This window comes from Janthinobacterium sp. BJB446, assembly GCF_002735655.1.
Lineage (GTDB): Bacteria > Pseudomonadota > Gammaproteobacteria > Burkholderiales > Burkholderiaceae_D > Janthinobacterium > Janthinobacterium lividum.
The window spans coordinates 775,670-788,816 of sequence record NZ_PDZK01000002.1; the positions used below are offsets into that span (position 1 = coordinate 775,670).

The window sequence follows — 13,147 nt, forward strand, 5'->3', positions numbered from 1 at the left end:
GGGGTCGCCCGTCCAATTCTGTGTTGCGGATAGTCTGTCTCGGATTTTTCTGTGTGTTTTCTATCGCCTACAAGTCGTACAATCCCGGTAAGTTGAGGATGATCGTCAATTCTTCAAGCGCCGCATGCACTTCCAGCGCCAGCTGCGGATCGGCCAGGTCGCCCGGCTCCAGATGGTCGCGGTAGTGTTTTTCCACCCACTGCACCAGCCGATGGTACAGCGTTTCCGTCATGATCACGCCCTGGTGCATGGCGCGCGCCTCGGTTTCCGTCAGGGCCACGCGCAAACGCAGGCAGGCGGGCCCGCCGCCGTTGCGCATGCTCTGGCGCAGGTCGAAATGTATCAGTTCATCGATGGGTCCACCGCTGGCCACCAGGCCTTCCAGGTAGCGCGACACGGCGCGGTTTTCCTGGCATTCCTGGGGTATCACCAGCGCCATCTTGCCGCCCTCTTTCGTCAGCAGCTGGCTGTTGAACAGATAGCTGGTCACCGCATCCTGGATCGGCACCTGGCCCGTGTCCACGCGCAGCGCATCCAGTTGCGCGCCCGTGGCGGCGACGGCGCGGCGCAGCTGCGACAGGCTTGCCTCCTCATCGGCAAACGCCTGCTCGTGATAGAACAGCACATTGCCATTGCCGACGGCGATGACGTCGTTATGGAACACGCCCTGGTCGATCACGTCCGGATTCTGCTGCACGTACACGGTGCGTTTCGCATCGAGGCCATGCAGGCGCGCCACGGCTTGCGACGCTTCCAGGGTCTGGCGCGCGGGATAGCGCTTCGGCGATGGCGCGGAAGGATCGAACTCCACCCGACCATACACGAACAATTCAACGGATGGCGCGCCGTGGCTTGCACCCAAACGCGTGTGGTTGGCCGCGCCCTCGTCGCCAAAGGCCGGCGTCGACGGCAGCGCATCGTGCACGGCGAAGTGCTTGTCGTCGCTGAAAATGGCGCGCAGGCTGCGCGCCGACTGCGCGTGCTCGAAGGCGCGGTGCAGCTTGTTATTCAGGTTGGCGGCCGTGAAATGCACGCGGCCATCCTGCGTGTCCGCCGACGGACTGACCGTGGCGGCGTTCGCCGTCCACATGGGCGAGGCGGAATACGCGCAGGCCAGGATGACGGGCGACTCCTTGTAGGCGCGCGCCAGCACTTCGGCGTCCGTGCCCGTGAAACCGATAGCGCGCAGCAGGCGGAAATTCGGCCGGTCCTGCGGCGGCAGCAAGGCTTGCGCAAAGCCGCGCGCGGCCAGGGCGCGCATCTTGGCCAGGCCCTGCAAGGCGGCCTGCTTCGGATTCGAAGCGCTTTTCACATTGCTGAACGAGGCCACGTTGCCGAACGAAAGTCCGGCATAGTTATGCGATGGCCCGACCAGGCCGTCAAAATTGTATTCGCGCGTGCTGTGCATGGAAGGCATGTCCTTAAAATTTAAAAACTCAGGCCGGGCGACAGCTTGGCCGGCATTTCCAGCGCGCTGTTCTCGATCGAGGCGACCGGGTAGGCGCAGTAATCGGCCGCGTAATAGGCGCTCGGACGGTGGTTGCCCGACTTGCCGATGCCGCCGAACGGCGCCGTGCTGGCCGCGCCCGTGGTCGGACGGTTCCAGTTGATGATGCCGGCGCGCGCACGCGTCTGGAACGTTTGCCACAGGGCCGGATCGTCCGACAGGAGCGCCGCGGCCAGGCCGAATTCGGTGGCGTTGGCAACCTTCAGGGCCGCATCGAAATCGGCCACGCGGATCACCTGCAGCAGGGGGCCGAACCATTCTTCGTCGGGGATGCCGGTAGCAGCGGTAACGTCGACGATACCTGCCGTCACAAAACCCGCCTGCGGGTTGAGCTGGCGCATCTGCAGCAAGGTGGCGCCGCCCTTGGCGACCATGTCCGCCTGCGCCTGCACCAGGCGCGCGGCCACGGCACTCGATACCACGGGACCCATGAACGGCTGCGGCTGGGCGTCGGAGGCGCCGATGCCCAGTTTCGCGGCTACTTCCACCAGGCGCGCGACGAAGGCAGACCCCGCAGCATTGTCCTGCACCACCAGGCGGCGCGCGCACGTGCAGCGCTGGCCGGCCGAGACAAAGGCGGAGAAGATCGCGTGGTGTACGGCCGCGTCGACATCCTTGACGTCCCATACGACCAGGGCATTGTTGCCGCCCATTTCCAGCGCCAGCATCTTGCCCGGCTGGCCGCCGAACTGGCGGTGCAGGCTGATGCCCGTCTGGCAGGAACCCGTAAACAGCACGCCGTCGAGGTGGGGATTGGCGCCCAGCGCCACGCCCGTGTCGCGCCCGCCGTTGACGAGGTTGACCACGCCATTTGGCAAGCCTGCCTGCTGCCACAGCTGCACGGTTTTGATGGCCGTGCGCGGCGCATACTCGCTGGGCTTGAAGACGATGGTGTTACCGGCGATCAGGGCCGGCACGATATGGCCATTCGGCAGGTGGCCAGGGAAATTGTACGGGCCGAAGACGCCGAACACGCCATGCGGACGGTGGCGCAGCACGGCATCGCCATCGGCGATCTTGCTTTGCGTGATACCGGTGCGCGCGTTGTACGACTGCACCGAGATATCGATCTTGTTGGCCATGGTGGCCACTTCCGTGCGCGACTCCCACAACGGCTTGCCCACTTCTTCCGAGATCAAGAGCGCCAGCGCTTCCGCATGTTCCTTCAACAGTTCGCGAAAGCGCACGCAGATGGCGATGCGTTCGTCGACGGGTGTGTCGGCCCACTCTTCAAAGGCGGCGCGGGCGGCCTGGCAAGCCTGTTCGACTTCCCGCTCCGTCGCTTCCAGGCTGGCCCAGGTCTGCTTGCCGTTCGACGGATCGATGGTGAGCAGTTCGCGGCCCGTGCCTGGCAGCCAGGCGCCGTTGATGAAGTTCGATGCTGCGGTAGATGAATTAAGGTTCGACGATTTAGACATGGGGATGCTTCCTCGGGTTGAGTGACAAGGTGCGCACGGTGTCGCCGTGATGGCAGCGCAGCAGATGCAGTTCATCGTCGTCGAGCGCGATCTTGCCGCTATGCGGATTGGCGCTGGTGACGATCATGCGGAAATCTTTCAGGTCGGTGTTCGACACCAGGTAAGGTTCGGCCTGGGCAACGTCGCCACAGGCTTCCGGTGCCGCCTCGGCGTCGAGCACGGCCGGCATGCTGTCGCGCATGGCGCGCAGTTCGGACACGCGCGCCTGCAGCACGGGACCGGCGTCGAAAATGTCGACATAGCCTTCGAAGTGCAAGCCTTCCTGTTCCAGCAGGCGTCGCGCCGGCGCCGTGCTCAGATGCACCTTGCCGATGACTTCCTGCGCCTCGTCTGGCAGGTAGGCCACGTACATGGGCTGGCGCGGCATCAGTTCGGCGATGAACGATTTTTTACCGAGGCTCGTCAAGTCGTCGACGTGGTGGAAATCCATCTTGAAGAAGTGGCGGCCCAGGCCTTCGTAGAACGGCGAACTGCCGTCCGGCGCCTGGTAGCCGCGCATTTCCGCGATCAGCTTTTCCGTGAACAGCTGCGGGAACTGGGCGATGAACAGGAAACGGCTTTTCGACAGCAGCTTGCCGTTGTTGCCGCTGCGGTAATCGGGGTGCAAAAACAGCGAGCACAGTTCCGTGCTGCCAGTCAGGTCGTTCGACAGGTACAGCGTCTCCATGCGCGTAAACACATCGAGCTCGCGGCTGGAATGGACCAGGGTGCCGATGCGGTAGTTATAGAACGGTTCTTCCAGGCCCACGGCGCCCTTGATGGCGCACACGCCGGCCAGGCGGCCCGTATCCGTATCCTCCATGACGAACATGTAGTCGCGTTTTTCGGGTGGAATGGTTTCGGCGAACGAGGCGCAGGCGATGGCCAGGCGGTCGCCCAGCATTTTCATGTCCGGCTTGAGGGTGGTCATGCCGGTGCCGACCTGGCTGGCCAGGCCATACAGGGCATCGAGGTCATTGGCGTTGATGGCGCGTACTACTAGCATAAAATTAACTCCCTTAGATACGCACGCAAATGACGCTGTCGCCTTCGGCCACGGCCAGCGCCTCGAGCAGATCGGCCGGCAAGCCGATGCTGTCCTGCGCTTCGAGCGCATCGCAGGCAAAGGTGACGGCGCGGAAATTGCGCTCGGCGCCGGAAGCGACCGCATAATTGACTTTCAGGCCCGTGCGGCTGGGCGTGACGCCAGCGACGACGCGGCGCGTGAGCGAGCCCGTAAACGAACGCAGCGCATGCTTGTGCGCCTGCAGGATCGGGCCGCCATCGAAGATGTCGATGTAATCGTCGGCTTCAAAACCTTCTTCCGTCAGCAAATTGAAAGCCAGTTCGCCGCTCGGGTGGATCTGACCCATGGCCGCCTGCGCATCGCCGGGCAGCAGCGGCACGTAGACAGGGTAGTGCGGCATCAGTTCGACGATCAGGGTGCGGTTGCGCGCACCGCCGATGACTTTTTCGGCATCGAGGAAATCCATCTGGAAGAACTTGCGGCCCAGCGCATCCCAGAACGGCGACTGACCGTTGGCGTCCGTGATGCCGGCCAGCGGCACGAAGAAGCGGTCGCCGAAGCGGTGCGGCGCCAGCACGGCGAACAGCAGCCGCGCGCGCGACAGCAGGGCCGCTTCCAGGCCCGCCTGCTCCATGTTGCGCACATAGAAACCGGACAGCTGCGAGTACGCCGTCAACTCGGAACACAGGGTCAGCGCATGCACGCTGTGGCTGATGTTCAGGTCGCGCGAGACTTGCTGGATGACGTCGTTGCGGAAGGAAAAATAGGTGCCGTTCGAGCCGGCCGAGGCAAAGATGGCGGCCGTGCCGGCGATGCTCTTGTCGAGCAGGGATTCAAGCACGAAGAGATACGACTCTTCGCTGGGGATGTCGACATGGGCGGCAAACGAGGCGATGGAGCGCTCGACGGAGGCGGCGATTTTTTCGCGCGTCTTCGGCAGGGTATGGACACCCGGCATGGTTACCGCGGCCAGCGCTTCGAGGGCTGCAATATCCGCAATTTCTACCGGACGGACAACATACATGGGTACTCCTTCAATGCTGACGATGCTGGGGTAGAACCAAGCCGGCCCGCAGCAAAGCGGCGGGCCGGTGATCAAACAGGGAGCGAGGCTAGCCTCAGGCTTTCAGCATGCCGTCGATGGCCACGCGCAGCAGACGGCCCGCTTCGGCAATCTGCTCGTCCGAGACGATCAGGGCCGGCGCCAGGCGCACCACATCCATGCCGGCGATCAGCACCATCAAGCCTTGCGCTTCGGCCGCTTTCTGGATGTCTTTCGCGCGGCCTTTGTAGGCATCGGTGACTACCAGGCCCAGCAGCAAACCGCTGCCGCGCACGGCGGAGAACACTTGCGGATAATCCGTGATCAAGCCTTGCAGCATGGCGATGGTGTTGACGCTCGCTTCTTTCACACGCGCCAGGAACGCCGGCGTGTTGATCGTTTCCAGCACGGTCAAGGCCACGGTGGCGGCCAGCGGGTTGCCGCCGTAGGTAGTGCCGTGGGTGCCGACGGCCAGGGTCTGCGCCAGTTCATTCGTGGTCAGCATCGCGCCGATCGGGTAGCCGTTGCCCAACGCCTTGGCGGCCGTCAGGATGTCCGGCGTGACGCCGTAGCCCATGTAGGCGAACAACGCGCCAGTGCGACCCATGCCGCACTGGACTTCGTCGAAAATCAACAGGGCGCCGGTCTTGTCGCACAGGGCGCGCAATTCCTTGAGGAATTCCGGATTACCCGGCACCACGCCGCCTTCGCCTTGTACCGGCTCGACGATCACGGCGCACACGTCATCGCCGATGGCGGCGCGCGCCGCTTCGATGTCGTTGTAGGCGATATGGTCGATCGATGGCGGCAGCGGCTCGAAGCCTTCCGTGTACTTGGCCTGGCCGCCGACGGAGACCGTAAACAGGGTACGGCCGTGGAAGGAGCTGAAGCACGAGATGATGCGCGACTTGTGCGCGCCAAACTTGGTGTGGGCGTACTTGCGTGCCAGTTTCAGGGCCGCTTCGTTGGCTTCCGCGCCCGAGTTGCAGAAGAAGGCGCGGTCGGCGAAGGTCGCTTCCGTCAGGGCCAGCGCCAGGCGCAGGACAGGCTCGTTGGTATAGCCGTTGCCCAAATGCCACAAATTATTGATTTGCTTGGTCAGCACGTCGACCAGAGCCGGATGGCAGTGGCCCAGGCTGTTGACGGCGATGCCGGAGGTGAAATCGAGGTAATGCTTGCCTGACTGGTCCCACAGGTCCAGTCCGGAACCGCGCACGGGTACCATGGCAGCGGGAGCGTAGGTAGGAACGAGGACCTGGTCAAAGGTTTCCCGGGTGACTGGACGAGCCGTTACGGTCGAATCAAGCTTGGCATTCATAGCATTTCCCCATCAATATGTTAGGTACTCCGCAGCTACGACAGCTACGTGTGTACTGCATTATAAAAAGCGGGATGCTAAAACTCTTTTGAATCTGCGACAAGGATTTTCACAATTCATCACCGACGGGCTTGCCTGAATCAAGCCGGAGGCATGAGCTTTCTTTGCCGCTCTTCGCGCGGGGTATTGCCAAACAGGGTGCCAAAGGCCGTGGAAAAGTGCGAGCCGGAAGAAAAGCCGCACATCAGGCCTACTTGCACGATGGAATAATGTGTATCGAGCAATAGTTGCCGTGAGCGCTGCAGGCGCAATTCCAGGTAGTAACGCGACGGCAGGCTGCCCAGGTATTGCTTGAACAGCCGCTCGAGCTGGCGCCGTGACAGGCCCACCAGGCTGGCAATGTCGTCGGTCGACAGCGGTTCCTCGATATTGGCCTCCATCAAGGTCACCGCTTCGGACAATTTCGGCTGCAGCACGCCGAAGCGCGCCTGCAGGGCCACGCGCTGGCGCTCTTCCTTGCCGCGCACCTTGTCCACGCACAACGCTTCCTTGACGAGCGCCTGCACGTCGGCGCCAAAGATGGTTTCGATCAGGGTCAGTGAAAAGTCGATGCTGGCAGCGCCGCCGCAACACGTGATGTGCGGGCCGTCGATGTCGAACAGGTGCGGCGTCAGGATGGCCCGTTCCGCCTTGGCTTCCGCATCCGCGTACAGGGCCCACGGCAAGGCGATGCGCACGCCATCCATGACGCCCGCGTCGGCCAGCCACAGCACGGCCGCGCCCACGCCGCCCCAGAATGGGGCCGAGCGGCAGCGCTCGATCACGGCCCGGCACAGCTCGGCGCGCAGCGGCACTTCCGTTTCATCTGCCACCAGCAGCGCGATATGCCAGTTGCCGCCCTGCGCAGCCACCTGTTCCGGCGTGCGCACCTCCAGTTGCAGGGCGTCCGGCCCCAGCGCCCGCGCGCACAGGCGCAGCGGCTGCACCAGGCCGGACCAGGTGATCGACTCGGCATCGCCGGCATGGACCAGCAGCAAACGCAGCGGTTTGTCGAGGCCGATACGGGAAAGATTAGCGAAGGACATCGGCGAGGCGGGCCAGGGGCAAGGGCTGAGTTGCCCACATGATACCGGACTTCCGCCCCCTCCAGCCCCTCATGCAAGGACGCATCCTGACGCGGCGGAAAAAAGCGGGGCGGAAGGATATAATCACCCCCATGGGTGAACGATATTTAAAAAGTATCCGGCTGCTGGCCGAATGCATGCAAGGCTTCGAGCGGTTTTCTAGCGACTTCGTGCGCCAGTACGGCTTGACGCATGCGCAATTCGACATCATTGCCACGCTCGGCAACACCTGCGGCATGTCCTACAAGGAACTGGGCCAGAAAACCCTGATTACCAAGGGTACCTTGACGGGCGTGGTGGACCGGCTGGAACAGAAGGGGCTGGTGATACGCGAACGTTGTCCACGCGACAAGCGTTCCTATTATGTGCGCCTGAGCTGCGAGGGTGAACAGGTGTTCCAGGACGTGTTCCCCAAGCTGACAAGGCAGGGCCAGCGCCTGTTCGACGGCTATACCGAAGACGATTTCATGCGGCTGGAAACCACCCTGGCGGGCTTGAAACACGCCATCGCCAACGGCCACGGCTGACCATTCACCAAGCACAGACATTCAAACAAGACAAAGGAAACCAAGTTGAAAACCTCACTGCTCGAAGGCAAAAAACCCGCTCATTTCGATAAACACATCATCGGCAACCTGCTGCTCAACGCCAGCACGCCGGAACTGGTGCGCCAGGAAAAACTGATCATCGGCGTGCGCAACGAAGACGGCGAAATCTACCGCCTGATCGGCGCCACCAAGCACAACAGCTTCATGAACGCCGTCGAGGAATTGTTCGACCTGGGCTTGACGGATGAGCTGGAAGACAGCGATGAACTCGTTGAAGGCTGCGACGCCATCTTCAGCGAATCTCTGTAGTAGCACTTGACAGTACCTGCTGCGCGGTGCGCTTTGCGGCCGGCGATGCTCACCGGCTCGGCGCCCCCGTACTAAAGTACGGTTGCGCTTCTTAGCCACAAATCCCATCCGCTCGCGATGGTCGTGTCCAGCGCCGTGACGAACGCTGTCGTTAGAAAAAAGGCATGCCCCCCATATAGGAGCATGCCTTTTTCCGTTTACGGGGCTTTGCTTGCCTTTTGCTCGGCTGTTTGCGAAAAGATCACGGTTAAAAAGTTCCGCACGGAAATATTGCGAGTATAATTTTTTCAATGAACAGACTCGACGCCTTTAAAAGCATCGCCGCACAAGCCGCTCGTGGCGAGCTGACCTTTCCTGCCAATGTGGACGCTTCGCTCAAGCTGCAAGAGGCGCTGGCCGATCCCGACTGCCATATCGAGGCCGCCGCCAAGCTGGTGCAGGCCGACCCGCTGCTGGCCGCGCGCACGGTGGCCATCGCCAATTCCGTGGCGTTCAACCGTTCCGGCAATGAAATCACCAGCGTGCGCAACGCCGTGCAGCGGCTCGGCGTACGCACCCTGCAGTCGGTGGTGGCATCGCTGATCGTGCGCCAGCTGGGCAGCACCATCACCGATCCCGTGCTGCAAGCGAAGGCCAACCAGCTGTGGGAACATACGGCCCACGTGGCGGCCCTGTCGCAAGTGCTGGCCCGCCGCGTCACCAGGGTGGACCCTGATACGGCCCTGTTTGCCGGCATCATGCATGAAGTGGGCGGGTTTTATCTGCTGTCGCGCGCGGCCGAATTCCCCGGCATCCTCGACGGCGAACCGGAGGACTGGGTCGAACATGGCGAACAGGCCATCGGCCATGGCGTCCTGACCAAATTGAAGGTACCGGAAGCAGTGATGGGGGCCATCGATGCGCTGTGGGAAGGCTTGCGCGCCATCCCGCCCGAATCACTGGGCGACACCCTGCTGCTGGCGAATGACCTGGCGCCCGTCTCTTCGCCCCTCAACGAAAGCCCGGCCGCCATCGCCGTGCGCGCCGCCCGGGCCGCCGGCAGCATCGATTGCGTGATCGGCGACGATGCGACCTTGTCGAGCATCATGGAAGAATCGGACGATGAAGTGCAGTCGCTGCTGAAGGTGCTCGTACACTAAGCTGCAGGCTTCTTGCTCGCTGGCGGAGGTGCCGCCGGCTTGGGCGTATCGACGATCAGCACATGCTTGTCCATGGCCGGCGTTCCCTGCTTTTGCTGGGCGACTTGCGTGGCAACCGCCTTGGTACTCAACAGGGGTTGCGGATGGCGTGGCATGAACATGACTTACCTGCTAGCAGTGGGATAGGCCCCATATGTGCAGCAAGTATCAAATTATCAAGCCACCTTCCAACGCCGGACAAAAAAAACCCGCTCGAAAGCGGGTAAAGTCCAAAGCTAGGGATGTCCTGAAAGAGACAGCCCTATCTTATGCGCTGTGCCGCACCAGCTCCGTGCGCTGGCACACTTAGCGCGCACATTAGCCCGGCAAGAGCTCCACCTCCGTTTCCTGCCAGGCGCGCAACTGCCGCACGCGGGCAAACCACGCCTGGATGTGCTGATACTGCGCCAGCGGCAGCCGCACGGCCTCGCTGTACATCAGCGGCGCGGCCACGGCGAAATCGGCCAGGGTCACATCGTCTCCGCTGACCCAGCTGCGCCCCGCCAGATGCGCATCCAGCACCACGGCGCATTCATGCAGGTCGCGCTCGCCGCGCGCCTCTTCCAGCGGGTCCGCCGGACCATTGCCCGTCATGCCTTTCCAGGCCCGTTCCCAGGCCAGCACGCTGATGGCAGGCGCGAAATGCTGCGCGGCCCAGAACAGCCAGCGGTTGACGTCGGCGCGGGCTTGCGGCGCCGGCGGATAAATCGTCTGGCCCGGCACCTGCTCGGCCAGGTATTGCATGATGGCGCACGATTCCCACAGCAGGAAAGCGCCATCGGCCAGCACGGGCACCTTGCCGTTCGGGTTCAGCTCGGCCAGGCGGCGGCGGTCGTCCGCATTCATCAGGTCGACTTCCGCCAGTTCCAGAGGCAAGCCGAGGTGGATCGCCGTCATCAGGGCACGGCGGGCATTCGAGGACATGGGGTGGTGGTACAGACGCATGATGGATGGCTCCGGTGAGTGAAGAAGCCACCATCGTAGGCCCAGGCACTGACAGTTTTTGTCAGGAGCGCAAATCAGGATTCAGGATCGATATCATGCGCCTTGCGCCAGGCCTCCAGCAGCACGTGGCGCCGCGTGGGATAGCGCTCCTCATGCTGCTGCACGCTGGCGATGCGGTCGATGCGGAAATGCCGGTAGTCGCCGCGCAGCTCGCACCAGGCAGCCAGCAGGCGCTTGCCTTCGAAAAAGGCCAGGGCAAACGGCCACACCGTGCGCGAGGTGGGGCTGCCATGCTCATCCTGATAGGCAAGCGTGAGCTTCTGTTCGTAGCGGATCGCCTCGCGCACGGGCTGCACGTAGCGGTCGGCCGGCTGCGTGCCATCGGCGGGGCGTCCCAGCGGCACCCACAAGCTGGTCTCGGCCATGCTGTCGCGCAAATCGCGCGGCGAGGCGGCCGCGATCTTGGCCAGGGCATTGCTGGCCGCCTGCGCCAGGCCCGCATCGCCCTGCCGGCGCACCCAGCGCGCGCCCAGCACCAGCGCTTCCAGTTCATCGGCGCCGAACATCAGCGGCGGCAGGAAGGCGCCGCGGCGCAGCACGTAGCCGATGCCGGCTTCGCCCTGCAAGGGCGCGCCCAGTTCGGCCAGGGTCTGGATATCGCGGTAGATCGTGCGCTCGGAAACACCCAGCTGCTGCGCCAGCTGGGCCGCCGTGACGGGCACGCGCCTGGCGCGCATCGCGTCCATCAACAGGAACAGACGGCCGCTGCGGCTCATGGACAGGCCTGCAAGCCCTGGTCGCCCATGACGAGGGCCGACAGGGCCGGCACGTACAGATAACCATCGGGCGCCAGGCGCGCCGCGCGCGTCCCCTCTTCCACACCGGCGATGCCGTAGCAGCGCTGCAGCCGGGTGGCGGCAGGCCACCAGTAGACGGCCGCCTCCTGGTCGGGAAAGCGCAGGCGCACGCTATCGGCCTGCATTGCCACTTGCCGGAAGTCGCGGTAAAAGGCGGGGACAATGCCCAGCTCCGCGGCAAATGCCGCCTCCAGCGCCGCCGTCTGCGCCAACTGAGACGCCAGCACGGCCGTTTCGCTGTCCAGGTCCTCGGCCGCCACGCCCGCTTCAACCAGGCTGCGCCGCATGTTCGCCCGGTTCGCCTGCGCGCGCAGGAAGGCCGATTCCTGCAGCGCCAGCACGGCATCGGCCGGAATGTGCTTGCGGCGCGCGGCCGGGAAGACATACAGCGCGCAGCTGCCCGCGCACACGGTGTCGATGGCGATATCGAGCCGCAGCTGGCTCACCAGGCGACCCAGCTGCATCGCCGCCAGCGGATCGCCGGCGTCGCTATTCACGCGCAACAGCGTCATACCCGGAGCGGCCAGCAGCCGCAGCTTGTCCACGTCGCCCTCGGCAATCGGGCCGCGCATGGCGATGCTGTCACTGCCACCACGGCTGAAATCGGCGGCGCCGGCCAACGCCGTCACGCCCGCCATCACACCTGCCCATAAAAAACGCTTCATCATCATCCGCCATAAAAAAAACGACCACCGCAAACGGTGATCGTTCTTCATTCGACCTGCAAAAAAACCTGCGCTTACACCACGGCGCCGTCAGTTTCGTCTTTTTCCTTGACCGGCTTGATCAAGTCTTCGCGCTTGACGCCCAGCCACATGGCGATCGAGGCCGCGACGAACACGGACGAGTAAATACCAAAGCAGATACCGATGGTCAGCGCCAGTGCGAAATGGTGCAGGGTCTGGCCGCCGAAGACCAACATCGACAGCACCATCATCTGGGTGGAACCGTGGGTGATGATGGTACGCGAAATGGTGCTGGTGATCGCGCTGTCGATCACTTCATGCACGGTTGCCTTGCGCTGCTTGCGGAAGTTCTCGCGGATACGGTCAAAGATCACCACCGATTCGTTGACCGAGTAGCCGAGCACCGCCAGGATCGCCGCCAGTACCGTCAGCGAGAATTCCCACTGGAAGAAGGCGAAGAAGCCCAGGATGATTACCACGTCATGCAAGTTGGCGATAATGGCCGAGACAGCGTATTTCCACTCGAAGCGGATGGCCAGGTAGATCATCACGCCCAGAATCACCATCACCAGCGCGTTCAAGCCATTCTGCTTCAGTTCCTCGCCCACTTGCGGGCCGACGAATTCGACTTTCTGCAAGACGACCGATTCGCTGCCGGCCGCGTCCATGCAGGCGCTCTTGATGACGTGCTCGCCCTTTTCGGTGACGGTATCGACGCCCTTGGTCGTGCCTTGCTCGGCCTTGCACAAGGCTTCAAACACGCGCTGCGACGTGTTCGCGGCGCTGACGCCCTTTTCCACCGGCAGGCGGATCATCACGTCGCGCGCCGTATCGAAGCTGGTCACGCCCGGCTCTTCGTAGCCCAGGCCGATCAGGGTGCCGCGTATGCCTTCAAGGTTGGCCGCTTTCGGGTACTTCACCTCCATCACGGTGCCGCCCTTGAATTCCACGGACAGGTGCAAGCCCTTGTGGAACAGGAAGAAGACGGCGGCAAGGAAGGTCACCGCCGAAATCACGTTGAAAATCAACGCATGGCGCATGAAGGGAATATCTTTTTTAATCCGGAAAAATTCCATGAAATCCTCTGAGTTCTATTCTGTGCATCCGGCGGCTGTGCCACCGGACGCTATCGCTGTTGACGCTATTGGG

At 63.1% G+C, this 13,147-nt stretch carries 14 protein-coding genes; 3 read left to right on the forward strand and 11 right to left on the reverse strand.

The window, feature by feature from the left end; genetic code table 11:
- Window positions 1-67 precede the first annotated feature (67 nt).
- The 6 genes from astB to CSQ92_RS19185 form a co-directional block, all read right to left on the reverse strand.
- The gene (gene astB, locus CSQ92_RS19160; RefSeq protein WP_099395061.1) at window positions 68-1,408 is read right to left on the reverse strand and encodes an N-succinylarginine dihydrolase; all 1,341 of its coding nucleotides are present in this window, start codon (window positions 1,406-1,408) and stop codon (window positions 68-70) included.
- Between the two features lie 20 nt (window positions 1,409-1,428).
- Window positions 1,429-2,925: a succinylglutamate-semialdehyde dehydrogenase gene (gene astD, locus CSQ92_RS19165; protein WP_099395062.1), complete on the reverse strand. Its 1,497-nt coding sequence runs from the start codon at window positions 2,923-2,925 to the stop codon at window positions 1,429-1,431.
- Window positions 2,918-3,970 carry an arginine N-succinyltransferase gene (gene astA / locus CSQ92_RS19170; protein ID WP_099395063.1) on the reverse strand — a complete coding sequence of 351 codons (1,053 nt, stop codon included), beginning with the start codon at window positions 3,968-3,970 and terminating at the stop codon, window positions 2,918-2,920. Before astA ends, astD begins: the two co-directional genes overlap by 8 nt.
- A 13-nt stretch (window positions 3,971-3,983) precedes the next feature.
- Entirely contained in the window at window positions 3,984-5,015 is a 1,032-nt protein-coding gene (locus CSQ92_RS19175; RefSeq protein ID WP_070281817.1) for an arginine N-succinyltransferase, read from the reverse strand.
- A 94-nt stretch (window positions 5,016-5,109) separates the two neighbouring features.
- Window positions 5,110-6,351, reverse strand: coding sequence for an acetylornithine/succinylornithine family transaminase (gene astC, locus CSQ92_RS19180; RefSeq protein WP_034778927.1), 1,242 nt, complete (start codon window positions 6,349-6,351; stop codon window positions 5,110-5,112).
- Window positions 6,352-6,491: 140 nt separating this feature from the next.
- Window positions 6,492-7,436 (reverse strand): GlxA family transcriptional regulator, encoded by a 945-nt coding sequence (locus CSQ92_RS19185; RefSeq protein ID WP_099389242.1) that lies wholly within the window; start codon window positions 7,434-7,436, stop codon window positions 6,492-6,494.
- 131 nt (window positions 7,437-7,567) lie between these two features.
- Here CSQ92_RS19185 and CSQ92_RS19190 point away from each other — a divergent pair, with 131 nt between their 5' ends.
- From CSQ92_RS19190 to CSQ92_RS19200, 3 genes are all read left to right on the forward strand, one after another.
- Window positions 7,568-8,002 carry a MarR family transcriptional regulator gene (locus tag CSQ92_RS19190; protein WP_170846347.1) on the forward strand — a complete coding sequence of 145 codons (435 nt, stop codon included), beginning with the start codon at window positions 7,568-7,570 and terminating at the stop codon, window positions 8,000-8,002.
- Window positions 8,003-8,047: 45 nt separating this feature from the next.
- Complete coding sequence (locus CSQ92_RS19195) at window positions 8,048-8,332, forward strand: hypothetical protein (RefSeq protein ID WP_034778933.1); 285 nt, start codon at window positions 8,048-8,050, stop codon at window positions 8,330-8,332.
- Window positions 8,333-8,622: 290 nt separating this feature from the next.
- Window positions 8,623-9,471, forward strand: coding sequence for an HDOD domain-containing protein (locus CSQ92_RS19200; RefSeq protein WP_070254782.1), 849 nt, complete (start codon window positions 8,623-8,625; stop codon window positions 9,469-9,471).
- Here the strand turns inward: CSQ92_RS19200 and CSQ92_RS29100 are convergent.
- The 5 genes from CSQ92_RS29100 to secF form a co-directional block, all read right to left on the reverse strand.
- Window positions 9,468-9,632 (reverse strand): hypothetical protein, encoded by a 165-nt coding sequence (locus CSQ92_RS29100; RefSeq protein WP_175445094.1) that lies wholly within the window; start codon window positions 9,630-9,632, stop codon window positions 9,468-9,470. The two genes, CSQ92_RS19200 and CSQ92_RS29100, sit on opposite strands and share 4 nt — an antisense overlap.
- Before the next feature lie 196 nt (window positions 9,633-9,828).
- Window positions 9,829-10,455 carry a glutathione S-transferase family protein gene (locus CSQ92_RS19205; protein ID WP_092607177.1) on the reverse strand — a complete coding sequence of 209 codons (627 nt, stop codon included), beginning with the start codon at window positions 10,453-10,455 and terminating at the stop codon, window positions 9,829-9,831.
- A 74-nt stretch (window positions 10,456-10,529) separates the two neighbouring features.
- Entirely contained in the window at window positions 10,530-11,231 is a 702-nt protein-coding gene (locus CSQ92_RS19210) for a helix-turn-helix transcriptional regulator (protein WP_180277056.1), read from the reverse strand.
- A complete protein-coding gene (locus CSQ92_RS19215; RefSeq protein WP_143450403.1) occupies window positions 11,228-11,977 on the reverse strand; it encodes a hypothetical protein in 750 nt (249 codons plus the stop codon). The genes CSQ92_RS19210 and CSQ92_RS19215 overlap by 4 nt, the downstream gene beginning before the upstream one ends.
- A gap of 74 nt (window positions 11,978-12,051) precedes the next feature.
- Complete coding sequence (gene secF, locus CSQ92_RS19220; RefSeq protein ID WP_099376224.1) at window positions 12,052-13,074, reverse strand: protein translocase subunit SecF; 1,023 nt, start codon at window positions 13,072-13,074, stop codon at window positions 12,052-12,054.
- Between the last annotated feature and the right edge of the window lie 73 nt (window positions 13,075-13,147).

Coding starts and splice junctions, on each gene's coding strand:
- astB (WP_099395061.1), bottom strand. CDS start 1,408: ATGCACAGCACGCGCGAATACAATTTTGACGGCCTGGTCGGGCCATCG.
- astD (WP_099395062.1), bottom strand. CDS start 2,925: ATGTCTAAATCGTCGAACCTTAATTCATCTACCGCAGCATCGAACTTC.
- astA (WP_099395063.1), bottom strand. CDS start 3,970: ATGCTAGTAGTACGCGCCATCAACGCCAATGACCTCGATGCCCTGTAT.
- CSQ92_RS19175 (WP_070281817.1), bottom strand. CDS start 5,015: ATGTATGTTGTCCGTCCGGTAGAAATTGCGGATATTGCAGCCCTCGAA.
- astC (WP_034778927.1), bottom strand. CDS start 6,351: ATGAATGCCAAGCTTGATTCGACCGTAACGGCTCGTCCAGTCACCCGG.
- CSQ92_RS19185 (WP_099389242.1), bottom strand. CDS start 7,436: ATGTCCTTCGCTAATCTTTCCCGTATCGGCCTCGACAAACCGCTGCGT.
- CSQ92_RS19190 (WP_170846347.1), top strand. CDS start 7,568: ATGGGTGAACGATATTTAAAAAGTATCCGGCTGCTGGCCGAATGCATG.
- CSQ92_RS19200 (WP_070254782.1), top strand. CDS start 8,623: ATGAACAGACTCGACGCCTTTAAAAGCATCGCCGCACAAGCCGCTCGT.
- CSQ92_RS29100 (WP_175445094.1), bottom strand. CDS start 9,632: ATGTTCATGCCACGCCATCCGCAACCCCTGTTGAGTACCAAGGCGGTT.
- CSQ92_RS19205 (WP_092607177.1), bottom strand. CDS start 10,455: ATGCGTCTGTACCACCACCCCATGTCCTCGAATGCCCGCCGTGCCCTG.
- CSQ92_RS19210 (WP_180277056.1), bottom strand. CDS start 11,231: ATGAGCCGCAGCGGCCGTCTGTTCCTGTTGATGGACGCGATGCGCGCC.
- CSQ92_RS19215 (WP_143450403.1), bottom strand. CDS start 11,977: ATGAAGCGTTTTTTATGGGCAGGTGTGATGGCGGGCGTGACGGCGTTG.
- secF (WP_099376224.1), bottom strand. CDS start 13,074: ATGGAATTTTTCCGGATTAAAAAAGATATTCCCTTCATGCGCCATGCG.